At 67.4% G+C, this 23,263-nt stretch carries 14 protein-coding genes; 6 read left to right on the top strand and 8 right to left on the bottom strand.

The window, feature by feature from the left end:
- Positions 1-118 precede the first annotated feature (118 nt).
- Genes ACIQWR_RS17005 through ACIQWR_RS16990 form a run of 4 tightly spaced genes read left to right on the top strand, consistent with a single transcriptional unit; the run spans position 119 to position 6,790 of the window.
- Positions 119-1,588 (top strand): DUF3375 domain-containing protein, encoded by a 1,470-nt coding sequence (locus tag ACIQWR_RS17005; protein WP_404009710.1) that lies wholly within the window; start codon positions 119-121, stop codon positions 1,586-1,588.
- A complete protein-coding gene (locus ACIQWR_RS17000; RefSeq protein ID WP_404009707.1) occupies positions 1,585-2,175 on the top strand; it encodes a DUF4194 domain-containing protein in 591 nt (196 codons plus the stop codon). The genes ACIQWR_RS17005 and ACIQWR_RS17000 overlap by 4 nt, the downstream gene beginning before the upstream one ends.
- Positions 2,172-5,606 carry an ATP-binding protein gene (locus ACIQWR_RS16995; RefSeq protein ID WP_404009705.1) on the top strand — a complete coding sequence of 1,145 codons (3,435 nt, stop codon included), beginning with the start codon at positions 2,172-2,174 and terminating at the stop codon, positions 5,604-5,606. Before ACIQWR_RS17000 ends, ACIQWR_RS16995 begins: the two co-directional genes overlap by 4 nt.
- Entirely contained in the window at positions 5,603-6,790 is a 1,188-nt protein-coding gene (locus ACIQWR_RS16990) for a Wadjet anti-phage system protein JetD domain-containing protein (protein WP_404009702.1), read from the top strand. Before ACIQWR_RS16995 ends, ACIQWR_RS16990 begins: the two co-directional genes overlap by 4 nt.
- Before the next feature lie 474 nt (positions 6,791-7,264).
- Here the strand turns inward: ACIQWR_RS16990 and ACIQWR_RS16985 are convergent, their stop codons facing one another.
- The 6 genes from ACIQWR_RS16985 to ACIQWR_RS16960 all read right to left on the bottom strand — a co-directional run bounded on the left by ACIQWR_RS16985 (position 7,265) and on the right by ACIQWR_RS16960 (position 18,509).
- The gene (locus tag ACIQWR_RS16985; protein WP_404009700.1) at positions 7,265-7,645 is read right to left on the bottom strand and encodes a hypothetical protein; all 381 of its coding nucleotides are present in this window, start codon (positions 7,643-7,645) and stop codon (positions 7,265-7,267) included.
- Positions 7,642-10,068: an AAA family ATPase gene (locus ACIQWR_RS16980; protein WP_404009697.1), complete on the bottom strand. Its 2,427-nt coding sequence runs from the start codon at positions 10,066-10,068 to the stop codon at positions 7,642-7,644. Before ACIQWR_RS16980 ends, ACIQWR_RS16985 begins: the two co-directional genes overlap by 4 nt.
- Positions 10,069-10,269: 201 nt before the next feature.
- Entirely contained in the window at positions 10,270-13,497 is a 3,228-nt protein-coding gene (locus ACIQWR_RS16975) for a type I restriction endonuclease subunit R (RefSeq protein ID WP_404009694.1), read from the bottom strand.
- A complete protein-coding gene (locus ACIQWR_RS16970) occupies positions 13,494-14,726 on the bottom strand; it encodes a restriction endonuclease subunit S (RefSeq protein WP_404009691.1) in 1,233 nt (410 codons plus the stop codon). The genes ACIQWR_RS16975 and ACIQWR_RS16970 overlap by 4 nt, the downstream gene beginning before the upstream one ends.
- Positions 14,719-16,353, bottom strand: coding sequence for an N-6 DNA methylase (locus ACIQWR_RS16965; protein ID WP_404009688.1), 1,635 nt, complete (start codon positions 16,351-16,353; stop codon positions 14,719-14,721). The genes ACIQWR_RS16970 and ACIQWR_RS16965 overlap by 8 nt, the downstream gene beginning before the upstream one ends.
- Before the next feature lie 74 nt (positions 16,354-16,427).
- Entirely contained in the window at positions 16,428-18,509 is a 2,082-nt protein-coding gene (locus tag ACIQWR_RS16960) for a hypothetical protein (RefSeq protein ID WP_404009685.1), read from the bottom strand.
- Positions 18,510-19,098: 589 nt separating this feature from the next.
- Here ACIQWR_RS16960 and ACIQWR_RS16955 point away from each other — a divergent pair.
- Both ACIQWR_RS16955 and ACIQWR_RS16950 read left to right on the top strand, forming a co-directional pair.
- A complete protein-coding gene (locus tag ACIQWR_RS16955) occupies positions 19,099-19,566 on the top strand; it encodes a hypothetical protein (protein ID WP_404009682.1) in 468 nt (155 codons plus the stop codon).
- Between the two features lie 44 nt (positions 19,567-19,610).
- The gene (locus ACIQWR_RS16950; protein ID WP_404009680.1) at positions 19,611-21,296 is read left to right on the top strand and encodes an FAD-dependent monooxygenase; all 1,686 of its coding nucleotides are present in this window, start codon (positions 19,611-19,613) and stop codon (positions 21,294-21,296) included.
- 13 nt (positions 21,297-21,309) lie between these two features.
- On the opposite strand, the gene ACIQWR_RS16945 is transcribed toward ACIQWR_RS16950, so the two are convergent.
- Complete coding sequence (locus ACIQWR_RS16945; RefSeq protein WP_404009678.1) at positions 21,310-22,572, bottom strand: SLC13 family permease; 1,263 nt, start codon at positions 22,570-22,572, stop codon at positions 21,310-21,312.
- Positions 22,573-22,660: 88 nt separating this feature from the next.
- On the bottom strand, positions 22,661-23,179 hold the full coding sequence (locus ACIQWR_RS16940) for a DUF5956 family protein (RefSeq protein WP_404009677.1): 519 nt from the start codon (positions 23,177-23,179) through the stop codon (positions 22,661-22,663).
- Positions 23,180-23,263: the final 84 nt, after the last annotated feature.

Here is a 23,263-nt window from a genome sequence, read left to right as displayed (position 1 = left end):
TAATTCGCACCCATGTTCGTTTTGCTGGGTTTTGTCAGTGGCTGCTCCTAGGGTGGCTTGGTCGGCTCCGGTCCGGGGGCAGGCATAGGTCTGTACATGCGCGATCAAGGTGGGGTGCGTGGACTTCGATGATGTCGCGGGTCTTGTCGACCATCCGGCGTGGCGCCTGCTGCGTGCGGACAACGCGCCGCTGGTGCTGTCGTTCTGCGCCACAGTGTTCGTCGACGAGAACGCGCGCAGTGTTCCGGAGACGGTGCTGGTCTCCCGCCTGGACGATCAGCTCTACATGCTGAATGAGCGCGGCCCGGCCTCCTTCCCGCGGTCGGCCGCTGCGTATCTGACGGAGTGGACGAACAACGGGTGGCTGCGCAAGTACTACCCGTCTGGTGAGGACGAGGCGCACTTCGATGCGACCCCAACCCTGGAGAAGGCCGTCGCCTGGGTGAGTGGCCTTCCGGCGCGGTCGTTCATCGGAACCGAGTCCCGGCTGAACACGATCGTGGAGCTGCTGCGGCAGATGGCGTTCGGCACCGAGACCGATCCGCAGGCGCGTATCGATGAACTGCGCCGGGAACGCGACCGGATCGACGCGCAGATCGCGGGGCTTCTCACAGGGGAAGTGGAGGTGCTGTCCCCGCTCGCGCTGCTGGACCGCTACCAGCAGGTGGAGAGCACCGCGGTCGAGCTGCTGCGTGACTTCCGTGAGGTCGAGGAGAATCTGCGGGAGCTCGACCGGCGCCTGCGCCAGCAGGTGGCCACCGCTGAGGGCGGCAAGGGCGAGTTGCTGGCCGCCTTCTTCATGGACCGGGACGAGATCGCACAGTCCGATCAAGGGCAGAGCTTCCAGGCGTTCTTCGACTACCTGCTGTCCCCCGACCGGCAAGACGAGCTGCGGGAGCTGCTGGGGCAGGTGAACCAGCTGCCACAGCTCGCGGGCAAGGCCAACCGGAATCTGCTCAAGATCCCGTTCGCGTGGCTCGAGGCGGCCGAGAGCACCCAGGACACGGTCCGGCAACTGACGGAGCAGTTGCGGCGCTTCCTGGTGGACCGCACGCGCGTGGAGGACCGCCGGGTCCTGGCCTTGGTGCGTTCCATCCAGCGTCATGTCGCTGAGCTTGCCGACCTGCCCGACCTGCCTGGTATGGAGTTGGACGTCCCGCAGGTCGAGCTGGCGTTGCCGATGGAGCGGCGCCTGTACATGCCGGTCGAGCGGGTGGAACTGGACACCAGCGTGGCCGAGGCGTTCGACGACGCCGAGGTGGACGTCTCCGAGTTGTTCGCCGGCGTGCACGTCGACCCGGAGGTGCTGACCGAGCAGGTGTTGGCGGCCGTCGCCGCGAGTTCGAGTCGCCAGGTGAGCCTGGCGGCAGTCGTCGAGGATCACCCCTTGAGCTTGGGGCTAGCGGAGCTGCTGACGTACTTCCAGCTGGAGCACCCCGGCCTGGACGTGGTTATCGACCGCGACCGCACCGACCAGCTGGTCTATCAGCGCGTGGACGCGCCCGGCCGCTCTCGGGCCACGGTGCCGCACGTGACCTTCGTACTGAGCGAGGGCGGCCAGGCCGCCGGAGAGGTGGAGCAGCAGTGAGCGACGCCCGGACCATTCCCGTGGTGCACCTGTTGAAGGCGGGTGTCATCTACCAAGGCGACGCCCCGGTGGTCTGGGACCAGATCCTGGCCCAGCAGGCGGCGATCGGCGACTACCTGCGCGTGATCGGCGTGGACCTCGTCATCGACCGCGCGGAGGGCTACGCCTACACCCGGCAGCTCGACACCGACGCCCGCGACGACGGCGCGACTGTGCCGAGGCTGGTGACCCGCCACCGGCTCTCGTTCGCGGTCAGCCTCATGCTGGCCCTCCTGCGGGGGCGGCTTGCTGACAGCGACGCCACCTCCTCCGACACGCGCCTGGTGCTGACGCGCGACGACATGGTCGAGATGATGCGCGGCTTTCTGCCAAAGCGCAGCAACGAGGCCCAGCTCGTGGACCAGATCGACACCGACATCAAGAGGCTATGCGACCTCAAGGCCCTGCGCCCCACCAAGCAGCCCGGCACGTACGAGGTCCGGCGGCACATCAAGGCCTTGGTCGATGCCCAGGTCCTTAGCGACTTCAACGACCTCCTCGCCACCTACCGCGACACCGTCTCCACCACCCCCGAGGACCACGCATGACCCTGATCGCCAGCCCGGCCATGCTCATCCCGCAGCAGAGCACCGCAGACCCCGGCACTTTCGGCGTCGGCCCCGGTTACCGGCTTGCCCGCCTGGAGGTGCTGAACTGGGGCACCTTCCACCGCACTAACTGCGCCTTCACCGTCGACGGGCGCAGTGTCCTGCTGACCGGGGGCGTCGGTTCGGGCAAGTCCACCTTGGTGGACGCGATGACCACGCTGCTGCTGCCCGCCTACAAAATCGCCTACAACAAGGCCGCGGGCGCCAATGCTAAGGAGCGTGACCTGCGCTCCTACGTCCTTGGCCACCACAAGAATGAGCGAGTCGAGGCGACCGGCAGCACCCGCCCCGTGGGGCTGCGTGACGCCTCCTCCTATAGCGTGATCCTGGGCGTCTTCACAAACTACGCACTCGGCACCCATCTCACGCTCGCGCAGGTCTTCTACTGGACCTCCGAGACCAGCACCGGGCAGCCGGAGCGGTTCTACCTCACCGCCGCCGTCCCGCTGTCCATCGACGCCGACTTCACCGGCTTCGGCCCCGACATCGCGGACCTGCGCCGGCAGCTGAAGCAACGCGGCGCCACGATCCACGGCAGCAGCTACACCCAGTACGGCAAGGCAATGCGCCGCGGCCTGGGCATCCCCAGCGAGCAGGCCCTGGACCTGTTCCACCAGACCGTGTCGATGAAGGCCGTCGGCAGCCTGGACGAATTCATCCGCGACCGGATGCTGGAACCCTTCGACGCGGCTTCCGAAGTCGACAAGATCGTCGGCCACTTCGACGCTCTCACTGCCAGCCACGACGAGGTCGTCCTCGCCCGGCAGATGATCGAGCACCTGGCGCCCATCGTCGAGGCGTGCAAGCGCCACGACACCGTCCAGAGCGAGATCACCGCCCTGACCGAGCGCCGCGAGACGGTTCCAGCGTTCTTCGCCCAGCACCGCCACCGCCTCCTGGTCACGCGCAACCAGATCCTCAGCACGCGCACGGGGGAACTGGCGGAGCTACAGGCAACCCGTGAGAAGCACCTGGAGCGGCTGCGTGAGACCGCGGACGGCCTGCGCCGCCGCATCGACGGCGTCGGCGGGGAGAAACTCGTGTCCCTGGCCCGCGCGATCGACGAGCTCGGCCGCGAACGCGAACGGCGCCGCAAGCGGGCCGGCGAGCACGGGGGTTGGCTTGCCCAGGCCGGCCTGGAACCCATCACCGGCGTAGCCTCCTTCCGCGACCGCACGGATGAGATTGGCACCGCTCGCACGAAGGTCGATGAACAAGAGCAGCGCGACCGCCAGGAGCTGGACGATCTCGCCGTCGCGCGCCGCGACAACACCACCGCCACCGACGAGAACCGGCGCGAGATCACCAGCCTGCAGCAGCAGCGCTCCAGTATCCCCGCCAAGCTGGTGGACCTGCGTCACGAGCTCGCCGGCGCCGTCGGTGTTGCCGACGAGGACCTGCCGTTCGCCGGCGAGCTGATCCAGGTGAGGGAAGACGAAGCCGCCTGGGCCGGTGCGGCCGAGCGTGTCCTGCGCGGCTTCGCCCTGTCACTCCTGGTCCCGCACGCCCACTACCAGGCGGTCTCGGCGTGGGTGAACGGCCGCCACTTGGGCCTGAAGCTCGTCTACTACCACGTCCCCGCGCACACGCCCGCAGCCGCGCTGCCCGGCGACCGCACGGTGCTCGCGGGCAAGCTGGAACTCAAGGAAGACAACTGGGCCCATGCCTGGCTCGCCGCCCAACTCAGCACCCGCGCAAACTACCTGTGCGCCCAAGATCTGGAGACCTTCACACAGGCCACCAGGTCCGCCGTCACACGCCAGGGCCTGGTCAAGAGCAGCGGTGGCCGCCACGAGAAGAACGATGCCCACCGCATCGATGACCGGCGTAACTGGGTTCTCGGCTGGAGCAACCAGGCCAAGCTCGACGCCCTCCTCACTGAGGCAGCACGCCTGACCAGCGAGAGCGCGACGATCACCGCGCGCACCCGGCAGGTAGAGCAGCAGCAGAAGGCCCGCGCCGGTGTGAGCGCCGCCCTCACCCTCCTTGCCAGCGTCGAGGACTACATCGACCTTGACTGGCACACCGTCACTGCGGAGATCGAGCAGCTGGAGCAGCAGAAGAAGGCCCTGGAGACTGAGGCTGGCCTGGACCAGCTAACCGGCGAACTGAAACAGATCAAGACGGAACTCGTCGAGAGCAGCGCGACCTTGAGCGCCGGGCAGGAGGAACTGGGCGGCCTTCGCCGCGACGCCCAGCGCATCACCGCACAACTCGCCAAGACCGCCGCGTTCCTAGCCACGTGCGACCTCGACACCGTGGCGCAGCACGTACAGGCGCTCACCCCGTTCCTGCCGCCGACGGACGGCGACGAGCAGAGCCGTCTGGAACTACTGGAGGACAAGGAGCGCGAGGCCGAAACCGAGCTGCTACGCGCTGGCAGCAAGCGGCAGGAAGCCCTGCGGCGTCTCGGGAACCAGACATCAGCCCTGATGACGGTGTTCCAGACCCAATACCCGGTCCATACCGCTGAACTGGACAACAACGTCGAGTCCGCCGAGGGCTACCGGGCGCTGCACCTGCGACTGACGGGCGAGGACCTGCCGCGATTCGAGGAGAGGTTCCTGCAATACCTGCGCACCAACGTCATCCGCGACATCGCTGGCTTCCAGGCCAAGCTTGGTGCCCAGGAAGAGCTGATCCGTGAGCGTATCGACCTCATCAACACCTCACTGGCCGCCATCGACTACAACCCGGGGCGTTACGTCCGCCTCAACGCCGCGGCGACCTTGAACGTCGAGATCCGTGAGTTCCAGCACGACCTGCGCGCCTGCACCACCGACGTGCTCGCCACCGACACCGACACCGCCTACACCGAAGACAAGTTCCTCCAGGTCAAGCGCCTCCTCGACCGCTTCAAGGGGCGCCCGGAATTCACCCGCATCGACGCGGATTGGACTGCTCGTGTCACCGACGTGCGCCGGTGGTTCGTTTTTTCCGCCAGCGAGCTCAACCGCGCTGACGACACCGAGCACGAGGTCTACTCCGACTCCGGCGGCAAGTCCGGCGGGCAGAAGGAGAAGCTCGCTTACACCATCCTCGCTGCTTCCCTCGCTTACCAGTTCCGCATCGACCCCACTGCCCAAAAGGCCAAGACGTTCCACTTCGTCGTTATCGACGAAGCCTTCGGACGCGGCGACGACGCCTCTGCCCACTTCGCACTTGACCTGTTCCAGCGCCTTGGCCTCCAACTCCTGGTGGTCACACCGCTCCAGAAGCTCCATGTCATCGAACCGCACGTCACCCGCGTGGGCTACGTTGACCGTCCCGACAAGACCCGATCCCGTCTCACCACCCTCACCATCGAGGAGTACCTGGCCCAGAAGGCGGCAGCGCGCCAGGCCGACATCACCACCGAGGCCCAGCGGTGACCGAGGCCGCATGGACACGCCCCCAGCAGGTCATCGAAGCCCTGCGCCGTAAATGGACCAGCGGTCAGTACCTCGCGAGCGCCGCCCAAGGCCAGGACTTCGAACCCATCGGCGCGCCCCTCAAAGGCCCCGCCGCAGCCGATGTCCTGCACCACTACGAGCAGGTCCTGGCCTGGGCGCAGTCCTGGGCCCCGGACCGGCACCCCCAGCTGCGGATCCAGACCAAGACCGTCGGGGGCCGAGGTGGTATCCCTGCCAACCCCGTACCTGAACGTGTCTGGGTGGACACCCGCGAACACCTCTGGTCACTCCTGGGAGTCGCCGCCGAAGTCGAACTCTTCCACGCTCTCCACGAGCAGACCGTCCAGCGCGACCCGGTCCTCGCCCAGTGGATGCAGGACCAGCCGATGAAGGTCCTGCGAAACACCGGTCACTGGCTGCGGCTCGTCGAGACCACCTGCTGGATCCGCGACCACACCACCGTCGAGCTGTACCTGCGGCAGATCGACGTCCCCGGCGTGGATACGAAGTTCATCGAGAACAACAAGGGCATCCTCAGCGAACTGCTCGATCGCTCCCTGCCGCACGACCGCATCCATATCGGTGCCCCCAGGAGTGACTTCGCTGCCCGCTACGGCTTCCTCAGGAAGCCCGCGTACATTCGGCTGCGCCACCTCGGCTCGGCGCCCGGCCCGTTCAGTGAGTTCGCCGTCCGTGCGACCGAACTGACCAGCAAGCCAGCCGGGATCCGCACCGTCTTCGTCCTGGAAAACGAAGTCACGTACCTGTCCCTACCACCCATGCCCGATGCCATCGCCATCCTCGGCTCCGGATACGCCGCCGCTCTGCTGCGACACCTCCCCTGGCTCGCCGATGTCGACCTCCACTACTGGGGTGACATCGACACCCACGGCTTCGCCATCCTCAGCCAGGTACGCGCCCGCTTTCCCCACACCCGATCGCTCCTGATGGATACCGCCACCCTCCTCGCCCACCAGGAGCATTGGGGCGAAGAGAGATCCCAGACGCTGGAAAGCCCTCGGCATCTCAGTAAAGCGGAGGCGCAGCTGGAACAGGGTCTCCGCGACGGCACCCACCGACCCCACCTCCGCCTGGAGCAAGAACGCATCCCAATACGCACCATTGTGCGAGCCCTCGAAGCCGTGCGGAACGACGACGCGTGAAGTACGTGGCACCGGGAGGTATGAGGACCCGGGGGACCCGGTCAAACTGTATGGTTCAAACAAGGCGCTTTCCCGCGCTCGACAGGGCAAGTTCGGTCCGCGAGTGGGCTCAAACGATCCTGTGGGGCGAACTCCTTATGTCACCCCCCGTAGTGGCCCACGATCTCCGCTATCCGATCCCTGGCCGTTGTCGGCTTGCCGTCGGGCGTCGTCGTGTCGGATGCCCTCCGCCAGCTGCTCGGCGTCTCTCTCATTTGGCGCACATCCGATGGGTGGGACGGACGTGACGTCAGTCAAGCCGTCGGGGAGCGCGGTGCCCCAGTGGCGGAAGGCGGCACTGAGCCCGGCTGAGCGCCTCGCTGCTTGGCTACCAGGCAACGTTTACCCCGCCCAAGACCAGGAATCGACGTGGTCCACGTAGAGGGGCCTCGTGCCGGATTGCTTCTGGGGCCATCTGCCGGCAGAGCCCCGGCGCTAGCACACAGCAGCGCGGCCTGAGTCATTCAACAGGCCAATCACCAGGCCGACTTCCGAGCGCCAGAGACGCAGCTGGTCCTCGGTCGGACCGATCTCGTACTGGTGGTAGTGGCATCCCAGACAGAGGAGTCCCCACACGGCCTTCGCCCGACGGGCGGTCTGCGCCTCGGTGCAGCTGCGGAGGCAGAGAAACTTCGCCCGCGTCGACCCGTGCCGGATTCCAGTCGGCGCGTTGAGAAGTGCGTCGGAGACCGTTGCCTCCAATGCGGTGCGCAGAGCGAAGGCGGCCCCCCGGTACCGGCCCGCCGTCATGGCAGCGGGCGCGTCAGTGAGGAGCCGGTCGGCAGTCACAAGCAGCTGATGGACGATGGCATTCACGGCTGGGGCTCCTCCGGCTTGCGTACGTTCTGTGCGATGGCTGCGATCTCGTCCACGAACCGGTGCGGATTCAGCATGTTCGTGCCCGTGGGATGGGCGCCCTCCTGACACTGATTAAGGAGGTCCACCGCGCGCGGGCCACACCGCCTGCGCAGCTCCCGGTAGACATCACCCGTCCTCGTGGCATCCCCGAACAGCCCCAGAGCGGCAATCTTCCGCAGCGTGGTAGCGCCGGAGACCGCCTTCTCGGCCGCGTGCTCCGGATTCCCCGCCCGGTGCAGCCGCACCCAGGCGGCCTCGACAAACGCGCTCTCCAGCACCGTCCGGCAGATGCCGGGCAGCACGTGAGTCATGGCCGCCGCCGGCAAATCCCTCGTGCTGGCGAGGGCCCGCGCATCCGCCACCGCCTGCGCCACCGGGTCGGTCTCCGCGCGCACCGTCACCGCAGACCGGTCTGCGCGTTCCACCTCAAGCACCGTCACCGGGAGCTCCTGGTTGTGGAAGGCGCGCTGCAACCGTGTGTCGTGGGTGAACACCACGACCTGCCGCGTTCCCCCGAGGTCGTGCAGGACCTTCGCGAGCCCGTGAACCTTAGCGGGGTCCATGGACTGCACCGGGTCGTCGATCACGATGAACCCGAAGGGGCTGTCGGGTGCAGCGGCGCGGGGAAGGAAGAGCGAGAGGGCGAGAGAGTGCAGCTCCCCCTGGCTCATGACGCCAAGTGCCGATGCCTCCGTGCCGTCGACCAAGACATCCATGACCAGCTTCCGCACGGTGGCCTTGTCGTTGCCGGCCAGACGTACCGATCGGAGATCCACGTTGCTCTGCTGCCGCAGCTCCTCCCAAATCCGCTGAGAATGGTCTGCGAAAGGCCGCAGCCTTTCCTCCCGCAGCTCGCCACCGACTTCCTTGAGCCACTTGCGTGCGGCCTTGACCTGGCGCAGCCGGAACTTGTCCGCATGAGCCGAACGAGCCCGGTCGAGCCAGCTGGCCAGTCGACCAGCTGACCGGCGCCAGCCCTCGTCGAGCCGTTCCAGCTCCCGGATCGCGTCCGCTCGAATGACGGCACAGGCGTCGGCCAACACCAGGGTCGCGTCTTCGGCGCGGGCGGCGAGCTGTCCGGCGTCGCCAATCGCCCGGCAGGCGAACCACTCCTCCCACGGATCCACGAGGCCGGCCGGCACCCACGCGGGTGCCTGGCTGACCAGATACCGCAGGGAGTCCATCGAGTCCCGCAGCTCGGCACGTGCATCCTGCGCGGCAGCAGCTTCCCCCGTCAGGATGGCGATCTGGTCAGCAGCCGAATCTGCCCACGAGTCGTCCAGCAGCCGGTCGGACCCGCATACCGGGCATGCGGCTTCATCGGGGTGCCGACGGCTATGTTCGAGGGCCTGCGAGAGCAGTGCACCCCGCTGATGAGCGTCCTCAGCGCCGGACGCGCGTACGTCGTCCATCACGGCCACAGCCTCGCGGAGCCGTTCCACCGCGGAGCCGACCGCGTCGAGATCAGGTCCGGACAGTGCGGCCGTGGCACGCAGCGAGTCAAGGTACCCGTGGTCCACACCGGGCAGGCCGTCCACCAGCGAGCCCACAGCGTCGAAGTCCGGGGAACCAGCACATCCGAGTGCGGCGGTTGCCGCCTCTGCCCGAGGGTCCTCCAGGGCAGACAGCATCTCTAGCAGTTCCGGCACCTCGGCCTCAGCGCTCTTCAGCGCCGTGTTCATGGCCTTTTCCATGAGCTGCAGGCGGTCGTCCGCGGCGGTGAGCTGCCCCAGGCCGAGAATCGTGGCGACGGCGTCGTACATCTCGCTGGGCTTGCCGCCGATCATCCGGTCGAGATCGGAGTAGGACAGGAACGGCCGGTAATCAGTCAGCGGCTGCTGCCAACCCGCCTCCGCGAAGGCACCCGCACTGTGGCCCGGCCGCTTGAACGCAACCTCGGGGAGCGTCACATCGTCGCCCGACCAGGTGCACGACAGAGTGCTGGGCTTGGCATCGCCCTCAAGGCGGAGCTTGACCTCGATCTTCGGGGCGGCACCGTCGTGCAGATTGCGCCAGTTGCTGCGCCACGCCGGGCTTCGCCCGTCCCACCTGGCGCTCTTCCCGGTAAAGGCCGTCTCCATCCCTTCGGCGAAGCTCGACTTGCCCGAGCCGTTACGCCCCACGACGAGGGTGACACCAGGCTTAGGTGTGAGGGAGAGCCATGCCTTGCGACCGATGCCACGGAAGCCTGCAACGGAAACGGAGTCCAGGTACACGCGCCCCGTGATCAATGCCGCCGCGCAGTCGCGGTCGCCGAGAGTCCCCTGAAGCAGCGCCTTGGCCGTGTGGGAGAGACTCGACGAGTCCAGGCGGTCCTCCAGAAGGCTGGAGAGCCCCGTCGGGACATCAAGCTGCGCGGTGTGCTCGGGGTGGTTCTCCACGGTCAACTCCCTGAGTTCCAAAGTCCAGTGGGGCGAGAACGCTGGGCCGCTCGGGCCCCGCTGGAACAGAACTTTAGGGAGATCGCTGCGCCTAGCCCTACGGATTTCTTGATAACCAGGGTTATCAAAAAATCCAGCTTGGGAATGCCCTTGAGAGTCGAGGTCACCTGGCGGGCTGCCGATGGCAGCCCGCCAGGTCATTCACTTTGCGCCGGGTGCCCACTTGGCCGCGAAGGTCTCCATCTGCTTGAGGACCAGGTCGACAGCCACACGCTCTTCCTCAGGCGGGTAGTCGAACATGGCCAGGACCCGCCGAATGCGGGTGCGCAGCTTGGCGCGGACAGGCTCCCGTGAGAGCCAGTCGACGGACAGGTTGTTCTGGATGTCTGCGACGAGGGCCCGGGCAATCTCAGCCAGCTTCTCGTCACCACCAACGACCAGCTCGGCCATGTCGCGGTGGGCGACCGCGTCGTAGAAGGCCAGCTCCGCGTGGTTCAGCGGCGGGTCGAACCGCTCGCCCCGGCGCGCCTCTTCCGACACCTGTCGGGCCAGCGCCGCAAGTTCGGCAATCGCCTGGGCGCTGGTGAGCTGCTGAAGCATGTAGCGCCTCATCAGGTCGTTCAGCCGCTCGGAGAAGCTCTCGTGCCGGACGACGTTGTGCTTGGTCACCTCGCGCATCTTCTGCTCGATCATGCGGCGCAGGGCTTCCGCGACCAGGTGCGGCGTCTCGGACTGCTCCAGTCTGCGCAGCTGAGCCTCGTTGAGACGGGTGATGTCGAGCTTGCCGATCCCCGCCTCCGCGTACAGATCGGTGATCGCGTCGGCATCAACGACAGAGGCGGCGAGCGCTTCGAGATAGCGCCGAACCTCGGCAGTCAGCGGCTGGCCCGTCGCCTCACGGTCGGCGGCATCCAGCTTGACCATCCACGCGCGCACCTCGCTGAAGAAGGCAATGTCGCGCCGCCAGTCCGCCATGTCCTCACAGCGCTCGGCGATCTCCTTGCTCATGGCGCAGATCCGGTAGAAGCGATCCAGGCGGGCCGCGCTGTCCTTGAAGCGAGCTGAGAGCGGCTTGGCGCCGGGTTCCACCTTGTTGCCAAGAGTCTTCGGATCACGCAGATAGTTGGAGGTCAGGCGCAGTGCACGCTTACGCGGCTCAGGATGAGCGGTGTCGGCGAGGTGTTCCTTCCAACGCGATCCGGCCAGCAGGCCCTTGATGGTGGTGAGCTCGTTCTTGACCTCCGTGACGGCCCGCTCGATGTCCGCCCCGAGGGTCTGGTCCTCCTGGTCCCTGCGCGAGTACTCGCCCAGGGCCCGGTTCAGGTTGTCGGTGAGCGGGGCGTAGCCGACGAGGAGACCATCCTGCTTGCCGCGGAAGCGGCGGTTGACACGGGCCAGGGCCTGCATCAGGTTGGCGCCCTGCATGGGGCGGTCCATGTAGAGGGTGTGGATGGGCGGCGCGTCGTAGCCGGTGAGCAGCATCGAGTGCACGATGAGCAGCTCGAGCGCGTCGTCCGGCTTCTTGGCCCTGGCCTGAACGACCTTCTGCTGGGACTTGCGCAGGGCGTGCTTACGCAAGTGCTCCGGGTCGGTGCGATCGCCATGGAAAACGATCTTCATGACACCTTGGTCGACCTCTTTGCTCGCCCACTCAGGGCGACGCTCGGCCAACGCGTCGTACACCTTGACGCAGATCTCCCGCGTGGCGCACACGATCATCGCCTTGCCAGGCCCGCCGATATCCGGCTTCACCAGCTCTCGGCGCTTCTCCCAGTGGGAGATCAGATCGTCTGCGAGCTTGGCTATGCGGTCGGGTGCGCCGTAGACCGTGTTCATCGTGGCGGCGTACTGCATGGCGCGCCGACGCTCGGCGTCGTCCATGCCCTCGGTGAGGGCGCTGGCCTTCTCGTCGATGGACGCAGGATCGACGTCTGGGGGCAGGGACACATCGATGACCCGCGGTTCGTGGTAGACGCGGACAGTGGCCTCGTCGTCGACTGCCCGCGTGAGGTCGTAGACGTCGATGTACTCACCGAAGACCGCGCGGGTGTCAGCGTCTGCCTTCGAGATCGGCGTACCGGTGAAGGCGATGAGCGTTGCGTACGGGAGGGCGTCACGCAGGTGGCGGGCATAGCCATCGAGGCTGTCGTAGTGCGAGCGGTGCGCCTCGTCCACCACGACGAGGATGTTGCGGCGGTCCGAGAGCAGGGGGTGGCTGGTGCCCGCGGCCTTCTCCTCTTTGCTGAGGCCGAACTTCTGCAGGGTGGTGAAGATGATACCGCCGACGTTCCGGCTCTTCAGTTCCGTGCGCAGCTCGTCCCGGGTCTCAACCTGACGGGGCTCCTGGCCGAGCAGCGTCTGACTGTCCCGGAAGGTGTCGTACAGCTGGTCGTCGAGGTCATTGCGGTCCGTGACCACGACGATGGTGGGGTTGTTCAGGGCAGGGTGGCGGGCAACCAGCGCAGAGGTCTCCACCATCTCCTCGGACTTGCCGGCACCCTGCGTGTGCCAGACCACGCCCGCCTGCCCATTGGTCTGCGATGCGGTGACGATAGCGTCCACGGCTTTGGTGACCGCGTAGTACTGGTGCGGCTTCGCGATGCGCTTGCCGGTGGGGGTGAAGTTGACGAAGTTGCGGGTGAGGGAGAGGAAACGGGACTGAGTGAACAGGCCGTGCAGCGCGAGGTTCAGCGCTTCCAGACCGTCATAGTCGGGTGCGTTGGTGTCGACGGGGTCGCCGTCTTGGTCCACGTTCCAGGGCGCGAAGTGCTCGTACGGGGTGAAGACCGTGCCGTACTTCGCGGTGATGCCGTCCGAGACTAGGCAGAGGACGTTGTAGCGGAAGGCGATCGGGAACTCGGCGACGTAAGTCTGGAGCTGCGCGTGCGCGTCCTTGAGGGTCGCGTTCTCGGCGGCGGCGCTCTTCAGCTCGATGACGGCGAGAGGCAAGCCGTTGACGTAGAGGATGACATCGAAGCGGCGGTGGCTGCCGTCGCTGTCACGAACGGTGACCTGGTTGACAGCGAGGTAGGTGTTCGCGTCAGGGTCGGTGAAATCGACGAGCCGGACGGTGGGTGTCTGCTCGGCCCCGAAGCCGTCCGTGTACGTGAGCCGGATGCCGGCAGTGAGGTTGGTGTGCGCCTGCTTGTTCTCCGGGTATGCCTCGGTGGAGGCCGGGTCCACGGCAATTCGCAGGGCCTCGTGCACAGCGGCGGCTGGCAGCTCGGGGTTCAGCCGCTCGATGGCTGCCTGGAGCTCGCCATGCAAGATCAGGTCATCCCAGTCTTTGCGGTGCCCCGACCCGGGGACAATGTCCTTGCCCTCCTTGACCTTCCAGGCGAGCTCGGCAAGCCCATCCATGGCGAGAATCTCCCAGGTGGCCTCAGTCATCTTGACGTCGAGCTTGGCGGAGACGTTCACATTCGTCATGCCGCGTCCTCCACGATTCGTTCCGCATCGCGGAGGCGAAGCTTGCCTGACATTAGCTGGGAGAGCAGATTGTCACGGAGAACACCGAGGGTGTCGCATTCTGCGAGGGCAGCGCCACTTCGGATCTCTAGTGCAACCAGCCGGCTTCGAAGCTGCGCTTGCCTCGCTGCGAGAGGGATCACGAGCTGTAGCTCCTCGAGTTGAGAGCGCCTAAGCTCCGTCTGTCCTGTACTACCGACCCCCATCGCTTCGATCTGAGATTGCGCGCTGAGCAAGGCAAATCCGCCACAGACTGGATCGACTTTCTCAGGGTCAAGGCGAACAATTGTCACGTGCGAATCAACCGTTGCCTCATCGGCACTGGTCCAACGCGCCACACGCCCCAGAGTCCCTACACCTGTGGAATTAACGAGTACATCATGCCGAACAAGACGCTTGGGGGGCTTCACCTTCCCTCCCGCCGTCTTTCTCGCCGGAGCAAGGCTTACGCGGCCATCACGAATGCACTTCTGATTAAGAACCGTAAGCTCATCTGGATCTTCGGAATATTTCGGTGCTACACCACGCGTAACCACTGAGGCAAGCGCTCCAACCTCCATGCGCATCGCTTCGCTCGAGGCCGCTTCTCGCTCATAGAAAGCGAGTCCGAGCGAGTGCGCGGTGGCGACAATGCGCTCGTTGATCGTAATCTTTTCATCGAGCGCACCAAGAGCTGCCGCAATAGCTTCCTGTTCCTTTCGCGACGGAAGAGGCACCTTCAGCTTTCGAATTGACGTCAGCGGAGTAGCAATGCCCGGCACGCCAACAGTCGAGGCGTGCGCGAGAATGGACGCCCGCCCTTCACTCGACCGGAACCAGTAGTAGTAGAACTCGGGTAGAGCCACCGACTCATCAAGCCGCGTCTTTACCTGGCTAGATCCGATCACATAGCGATCGAACTTCGGAGCACGCGGGATCATGGAGACTTGCCCGATGGTGCCGCGATGCGTGAAAATCAAGTCACCAGGATCGACATTTGCTGACATGATCTCATCGGCCTTCGCTTCATCAATGAAGACAAATTCGTCATCAACGAAAACCCCCTTGGCCAGGTTCACTCCACGAACAACAGGAATACCATCCGCGACATAGTTATCCTTGGTGATCTTCGAGCCGAACGGCCCCATAGAGAAAGCGGCTCGTTCCGCTGCCGCAAGGTCCTGATACTCTACGTACTTCCATTCAGCCATCGGCCCTCCCAAGCTGCTCACGTACGGCCGCATCCAGCCGCATTGATTCGTCAAGCTGCGTGTATAGCTGCTTCGTGAGCCGCGCGATACGCTCGTCTACCGACTCTGCGTCCGGGTCCTCCTCGACTTCCGCCGCGCCTACGTACCGTCCTGGCGTGAGTACGTGATCGTTCTTCTCGATCTCCTCCAATGTCGCGCTGTAGCAGAAACCTGCCACATCCTCGTACGAAAGTTCCTTCTTCTTCGCCGATTTGGTGCCGCGCCACGCGTGATATGTATCAGAGATCTTCTCCAGGTCTTCGTCCGTGAGGATGCGCTCCGTGCGGTCGACCATCTTGCCCATCGCCTGCGCGTCGATGAAAAGCACGCGGCCACGCCGGTCGTTCAGAGCCTTCGCGCCCTGCGGCGACTTATCCCTCGTCAGGAACCATAGGCATGCTGGGATCGCCGTCGTGCGAAAGAGGTTGGCTGGTAGGGCGACCATGCATGCAACCAGGTCTGCTGCAACCAGAGCTGCGCGGATCTCGCCCTCCCCCGACTGCTTCGAGGACATGGACCCGTTCGACAGGACGATGCCTGCACTGCCCCGGTCTCCCAGCTTGGAAATAATGTGCTGGAGCCAGGCGTAGTTGGCATTGGACTGCGGCGGGGTGCCGTACCGCCAGCGAGGGTCCTCCGTCTTCCTGGCCCAGTCGGACATGTTGAACGGTGGGTTGGCCATAACGAAGTCGGCCTTGAGGTCAGGCAGCTTGTCGTCGGCGAACGTGTCCGCCCACCGCTCGCCCACGCCCTTAGGATCCATACCGTGGATGGCAAGGTTCATCTTCGCCAGTCGCCACGTGCGCTCGTTGGCCTCCTGGCCGTACACCGCAATGTCGTGGGTGTGGTCCTTACCGCGACGCTTCGCGACGAACTTGCCGCTCTGCACGAACATACCGCCGGAGCCACACGCGGGGTCGTAAACCCGACCCTCGTACGGCTCCAGAACCTCAACAAGCAGCCGCACCACGCTTGCCGGGGTGTAGAACTCGCCGGCACGCTTGCCCTCGGCACGCGCAAAGCGCTCCAGGAAATACTCGTAGACCTCGCCAAGTACGTCCTGCGCTGGCCGATCTCCGTGACCGGTGAAGCGGGCGTCACTGATCAGGTCGACCAGTTCCTTCAATCGCTTCTGATCAACGTTATCGCGGTTGAAGATCTTCGGGAGGACCCCGGTGAGGGCCTTGTTGGCCTTCATCACCTCGTCCATGGACTCGTCGAGGAGCTTGCCTACGCCGCCCTCCGCACTGGCCGCGTTCTCCGCGATGTGGTCCCATCGGGCAGTCGGCGGTACCCAGAAGACGTTCTTCTCGGTGTACTCGTCCTTCTCCTCCAGAAATGCAGCCCGACGATGCTCAGGAATCTGCGCAAGCTCGGGGTCAGCGGCGAGCTCCTCACGCCGTTCGGTGAAGGCGTCCGAAACGTACTTCAGGAAGACCAGGCCGAGGACGAACTCCTTGTACTGTGCGGCGTCCATGGAGCCGCGGAGCTTGTCGGCGGCCTTCCACAGGATGTCCTGGATCTCCTTGGTGCTGGAAACGCCGGGCAGTTCGCCCTGTCCGGCGGCGGCGCGCTTGCGCGGAGGCATCGTTCCTACTTCCTCAGGACTGATCGGTTACAGGTTTGGGTTGGCCAGCGGCGTTGTGGTGGCTGTGGGCCGAATCATCTGCGGTCGAGGGTGAGGGTCCCATCCGCGAGGCCGGCGACGGTCAGCCGACGGGCCTCGGCGAGGGCCTCGGCCTGGTCTCGGAGAAGTCCCTCGCGTTGCTCAGTCTCAGCCAGCAGGGCATCGAAGCGCTCCACGTCATCCGGTTCGAGGTCTGGCAACTGGTAGTCCTCGATGCGGCGGGCGGCTCGAACAGCACTGGGGCTTCGGCTGGTGTTACGGGCAGCACCAAGCAGCGAAGCCAGCACGCGAGGCGTCAGCTGGCGCTCTGCGTCGCGATCGACGCGAAGGACGCGTGCTGGAAAGGCGACAATGCTGAAGCCCTCATGGTCAACGAAGGTCCCCAGCCGAGGGACCAGGGTGTAGATGATGTCGCCAGGTTCAGTGAGCGCGACTCGGTCATATGCTGTGGCAAGGACCAGACGGTCCATGGCTCGGGAATCGACAGGGCTCTGACCGGTGATCTCCTCCGGGCCTAGGACACGATGGTGACCTTGCGCCGTGAGGTGTTCCTCAGCGAGACGGTAGCCCCTCAATTTGGCGACCCTGCCCTCAGCGATCAACGCACCGAGCGTCGTTCGCCTGGGCATGCGGCCAATGCGTCGAAGGACACGGCCGCGATACGCGCCGCGCTCGTCCTCGTACGAGCGCGCCCGCAACACCGCCCGCTCCAGGTGAGCTTCGGTTTCGGCGATGAGCGCAGGCCTTTCTGAGACCGTGCGGGAGAGCAGCGCGGACGCCGGGAGCGTGGGCGGGGTCAGCGGACCGCCAAATGCACGGTCCAGCATGGCCACATCCACGGCACGCCCGTAACGCGGGTCATGGCCATCAATCGCCCGGAATCCCTCGGCACGCCAGAGGAGAATGTCGTCCGCAAGTCGGCGTCGCACACCTTCGGTCAGCGCCTCGGCACTGATGTCGGCAAGCAGCACCTTTCCCTCAGCCGCAGGGATGGGGCTGCGGTTGAGCACCCACAGAGCTGGTCGATAGCCAGGACGGTAGGGCAGTGCACCGCCGGGTAGCGCGATGACCGCTTCGACGATGTTGCCCCGCAACAGAGCGGACCGCAGCCGGGACTCCTCCGTACCTCGAAGCGCATCCACCAGGGCGTCGGCCGGCCCAAGGACGAGCGCGATGGCACCGGGGCCCAGCAGATCAGCAATGCGTTCAATCCCTTCGAGCGCGGCCTGCACCGATCGATCTTCGCCAGGGCGATACGGAAGCTGGGTCACGATGACGTCAGGGTCCGCGAGGCGCTCCTCCAGCTCGTGACCAATTTGCACGTCGAGTGCGAGCTCATCGACGCCCGCCAGCAGCAGCCGACGCCTGGTGATGCGGGCGAACCGTACATCCGGATCGGCGGCCAGGGCGGTGATGTTTTCACTGTTGTCCGCCTTCCGAAGGACTGCGGCGAGCATGTCGCCCGTACGGGCATGCGGGTCGGCGACTGTGACGGATTCCCCGCCTTCCAGCCGGGGCGGGACATCCGCCAGCTGCGTGAACAGAGCGATGAGCTCGGGGGCGACAGCATCAGCGAAAAGGGCGTCCAGACCGAGCCGGACACGTGAGGAAAGAAGCCATTCGTACGCGCCATGCTCGCCGTATGCAGCTTCGACGAGATCCTCGGCAAGACAAGCGAGCGGGGCCGCGGCCGCATCCATTGAACGCAGCTCGCGCAGGATGAACTCGTCCTCGGCGTCCATGCGCTCCGCTCGCCGCATCACAGCGCTCCAGAGCGTCTGGTCATTGGCCGCGGATCCGCCAGGCGAGTCGGCTCCGGCCAGCGGTCGAGCGTCGAGCTTGCGCAGGCAGAGCAGGCTTCCGATCACCTCGATCAACTGCCATGCCGTGAATCGGTCCGTCAGCGCCGCGATGCCAAAGAGGGCCACCTCGGTGCGGAGTTCCGCTGGGTCGGTATTTCCCAGACCGGCGGAGATCAGCCAATGCGTCACTTCTCCGCCATCGAACAGGGGCCGGCCTGCGTTTTCCGCAACAGGTGCCGGGAAGTCCGAGTACCGTCGCCGCCAGGTCGACACCACGGGGCGCTTTACCCCGGCGAGGGTCGCGATCTCGGACATCGAAACGTAGGGCACTGCCACGAAGGTGCGAGAGGAGTCCGGTGCCGCAACTGACTGGTGACCCATGGCGCCCACCCCTCTCTCGCGATCTTGTCCACAGGGCAGCCGCCTGCTCCGGCGGCGTGTCTGCCTCCCCTGGACCCGAACGCTATGGCCACTGGCCGGCTAGCTCCCCACATGACCTCGATAACGGGGGTTATCGAGCGCCCCCAAGCTTAGTGGCTCCCAGGATGTCGCCTGGAGGCTTGGGAGCCATCTGGGAGCCGATCGGCCCGCCGAGACCATCACGGACCCTTCCGGAACAGCCGAGGCCGATGCGCTGACCAGGGGAAACGTCATCCGTGCAGGTGGGGATCTTGGGTGGACCTCATTCGGGACGAAGAGGTCGTGGGTTCAAATCCCGCCACCCCGACAGCTGAAACACCAGGTCCGGGTGCTACTCACACGAGTAGCACCCGGACCTGTTTGCGTGTGCGTGCCCATCTCGATGGAGAGTGCCGGCAGGATCGGTTTTGCGACGTGGTGTACAACCATTGGCCACGGTGAGCGATCGACTCTGGTGAACACAGCAACCACACAGGGGAGAGCCGTGAACCACCGCACCGCCACCGCTTTACTGTCCGTCGTCATCGCCGCCGCGGGGCTCACTGCCTGTGGCAGCGACAAGGACACCGCCGCGCCGCCGGCGAAGGCCCCTTCCTCCGCCGCGCCGAGCAGCGCTCCTGCCGCACCCCCGGCGACGAGCAAGCCATCGGGCGCCGCCGAGACGTCCAAGGCCAAGGGGATTCCGCCCAAGCCGGATGCGGCGACACAGGCCAAGTACCTCGCCGCCCTGGCGGCCATCGATCCGGACATCGTCAACACCAAGCCCGACAAGGCGGTTGATCGGGGTCGCAACCAGTGCGACACCATCGCCAGCTTCCCCACCGACAAGCAGAAGCAGACCGACCTCACGAACCAGCGGTTCACCTCGCCCACCCACCCGGACGGCTTCGGTCCGGCCAAGGCCGGCAAGATCCTGGACGCGGTGCACACACACCTCTGCCCCACGTACTAGGCAACGGCCTGGCCGGGGTGCCGGGGCCGGGTCCCGGGGGCACCATGGGGAGGCGGGGGCGATCGCGCGGGGGACGGGTCCCGGGAGACGCTGTGGTGGATACCTCCGGAAGTGGCACGGACGTGCTGGTGGTCGGGGCCGGGCCGGTCGGGCTGACGGCGGCCTGTGAGTTGCGGCGGCGCGGGGTGCGGTGTCGCCTCGTCGAGCGGCTCCCGGCCCGGCTGCCGTACGCGAAGGCGGTGGGGGTCCAGCCGCGCACCCTGGAGCTCTGGGACCGGATGGGCCTGGTGCGGGAGGCCCTCGATCTGGCCGTGCCGCTGCGCGGGCAGCTGACGTACGTGAACGGCGTCGCGGAGTCCCGGCTGGAGATGGTGCTGCCGCCCGAAGTGCCGTACGGCTTCGCCGCGCTGCCGCAGTACGAGACCGAGCGCGTCCTGGAGGGCTTCCTGAACGGCTTCGGGACGGGCATCGAGCGGTCCACCGAGCCGGTGTCCTTCGCCCAGGACGACGAAGGGGTGACCTGTCTGCTGCGCGCCCCGGGCGGTGCGGAGGAGGTGCGCGCCCGCTTCCTGGTGGGGTGCGACGGCGCGCACAGCACCGTGCGCAAGGGGCTCGGGCTGTCCTTCGAGGGCGGGGCCTTCCCCGAGGAGTACATGCTCGCCGACGTGGAGCTCGGGTGGGACCTCCCGTACGGCTACGCGGTGCGCGCGATGGACCACGACGCGCAGGGCGAGGTCGACGACGTGCTGGTGTGCGTCCCGCTGCCCGGCGCCGGTCGGTACCGGGTCTCCATGAAGGTGGCGCCGGAGCTTGCCGCGTACGGCAGAGGGGACGACGGCGGGGACGAGATCGTGCACGGGCTGGGCGCCGGCGGCGGGCGGGAGCCGGGACTGGCGGACGTCCAGGCCGTCCTGGACCGGCTGTCGCCGCATCCCACGACCGCGTCCGCGCTGCGCTGGTCCTCCGTGTTCCGGATCAGCCACCGGCTGGTGGACCGGTACGGGGACGGGCGGGTCCTCATCGCCGGGGACGCCGCGCACATCCACCCGCCGACGGGGGCGCAGGGCATGAACACCGGCATCCAGGACGCCTGGAACCTGGCCTGGAAGCTGGCGCTCGCCGTCGAGGGCGCGGCGGCGCCGGGCCTGCTCGCGAGCTACGACGCCGAGCGCCGGCCGGTCGGCGAGGAGGTCGTCGGCCGTACGGTCCGGCACGCCGCCCACGGGGTCCAGGCGGACCCGGGCGACCCGCGGACGCTGATGCTGCGCGAGGCCCAACTCCTGGTCGGGTACCGGGGGAGCCCCCTCGTGGAGGATGCGGGCGACGGTCCCGGGCCGCGGGGCGGGGACCGGGCCCCCGACTGCGGCGGGCTGGCCCGGGCGGTCGCGACGTACCCGCTGCGCCTCTTCGACCTGCTGCGCGGCCGCGAACACGTGCTGGTGCTGTACGGGCCCGGGCCGACCGCGGACGGTTTCGGCGCCCTGGCGGCCGCCGTCCGGGACGCGGCGCCGGGCCGGGTCACGATCTTCGCGGTGCTGGCCGACACCGGGGCGGACGGCGCCTCGCCGGTGCCCGTCTTCCGGGACGGGCGGGGCGAGTTCGGCCGCCTGTACGACGTACGGGAGCCGACCGCCTTCCTGGTCCGCCCCGACGGCCACCTCGCGGCGCGGCTCGCCCCGCCGAGCGCGCCGGAGCTGCTCGCCGTCCTCGCCAAGGTCCTCGCGCCCTGACCGCGGCCCCGTGTCAGGCGGTCCCGGTCAGGCGCAGCGACAGCCACAGGGCCGAGGTGGACAGGGCCAGCGCCGCCGGGGTGGTCAGCAGGCCGAGGTGGGTGAACTCGACGAGCCGGACCTCGTGTTCGTGGTGGTGGGCGATGCGCCGCCACAGCAGGGTGGCCAGGGAGCCCGCGTAGGTGAGGTTCGGCCCGATGTTCACGCCCAGGAGCACGGCGAGCACCGCGCCCGGACCCGCGGGTGCGACCAGCGGCACCAGGGCCAGCACCGCCGGCAGGTTGTTGATCAGGTTGGCCAGTACGGCGGCCAGCGCGGCCAGGCCGAGCAGCGCGGGCAGGCCGGTGCCCGCCGGGACGACGTGGGCCAGGGCCGCACCGAGGCCGTTGTCCACCAGCGCCCGGACGACGATGCCCAGGGCCAGGACGAAGGCGAGGAACGGCAGCGCCGCCGAGCGGACGATCGCGGCCGGGGTGGTGCGGCGCCGGGCCAGTGCCCGGACCCCCAGCACCAGGGCCCCCGCCGCCGCGGCCCATGCCGGGTCGGCCCCGACCGCCGAGGCGACCGCGAAGCCGCCCAGGGTCCCCGCCACCGTCAGCAGCGCGAAGAGCGGCAGCTCGGGCGGCTCCAGGGCGTCCGCCCCGGCCGGTTCGGCGTCGAGGTCGGCGGCGAAGAACCGGCGGAAGACGACGTACTCGACCCCGATCGCGACCAGCCACGGCAGGGTCATCAGGGCGGCGAACCGGGTGAAGCTCAGGCCGCTCGCGGTGAAGGCGAGCAGGTTGGTGAGGTTGGAGACGGGCAGCAGCAGGGACGCGGTGTTCGACAGGTGCGCGCACGCGTAGAGGTGGGGCGCGGGCCGGGCGCCCATGCGCGCGGCGGTGGCGAAGACGACCGGGGTGAGCAGGACGACGGTGGCGTCCAGGCTCAGCGCCGCCGTGATCAGCGAGGCGAGCGCGAAGACCGCGCCGAGCAGGCGCCGGGGGCGGCCCGCCGACCAGCGGGCCATCCAGGTGCCGCAGGCGTGGAAGAGGCCCTCGTCGGCGCAGAGCTTCGCGAGGACGAGGACGGCGGCGAGGAAGCCGATGACCGGACCGAGGCGCTCCGCCTCCTCCCGGACGGCATCCGTCCCGATCGCCCCGCAGCCGATGACCACGGCGGCGGCCGGAACGGCGAAGAACGCCTCGGGGCGGCCGAAGGGGCGGGCCACCGCGCACACCAGCACCACCAGCAGCGCGGCCAGTGAGAGGGTGAAGGAGAAGGCGTCGAAGGGCATACCCGCGATCATCCCAGCAGGCCGCGGCTGCCCGGCCGCGCGGCCCGACACCCCTTGCGGCGCCTCGGCCCGACACCCCCGCGGCCCCTCAGCCCGACGCGTCGAGCAGGGCCGTCAGCTCGTCGCGGACCAGTTCCATGAAGGGCCCGGTCGCCGCGGGCTCCACCGCGCGCTCCCCGGCCACCGCGTACAGGTGGGCCAGTACGGCCGCCACGTCCGCGAAGGGCCCCACCGGACGCAGCAGCCACAGCCGCCCCGCCGGGCGGGGCGGCAGCCCGAGGCCGGACAGGGTCGCGTCGGCCTCGGCGTCCATCCCGTGCAGGTCGGCCGCCGACAGCGGGGCGCATTCCACATCGGTGATCGTGCCGTGGCCGTCCAGCCGGGTCTCCACCGCCCAGTGCGTGGCCCGGTCCGCCACCCAGGTCCGGGCGGGCGCGGGCCACACGTACGGCAGGAACACCCACAGCGCCTGCTCGGGCGCGGGTTCCCAGCCGAGCACCTCCAACTCGCGCACCTCGGGCAGCCGGTCCGGCTCCGACTCGCTGCGCCCGGACCGGCGCAGCCCCAGCGGGTGCGCGGCGCCGTCCTCGTCCCAGTCCCATGACATGGGCGCAGGCTACCGACGACGGGGCCCCGCGGCCGGGAGGCCCGACAGCCGGACCCGGAGGTCCCCGGCCCGGAGGTCCCGGAC

This window comes from Streptomyces sp. NPDC098789, assembly GCF_044759975.1.
Taxonomy (GTDB): Bacteria; Actinomycetota; Actinomycetes; order Streptomycetales; family Streptomycetaceae; genus Streptomyces.
The sequence above is the reverse complement of the archived record's forward strand: the minus strand, read 5'-3'. Positions and strand labels throughout refer to the sequence as shown.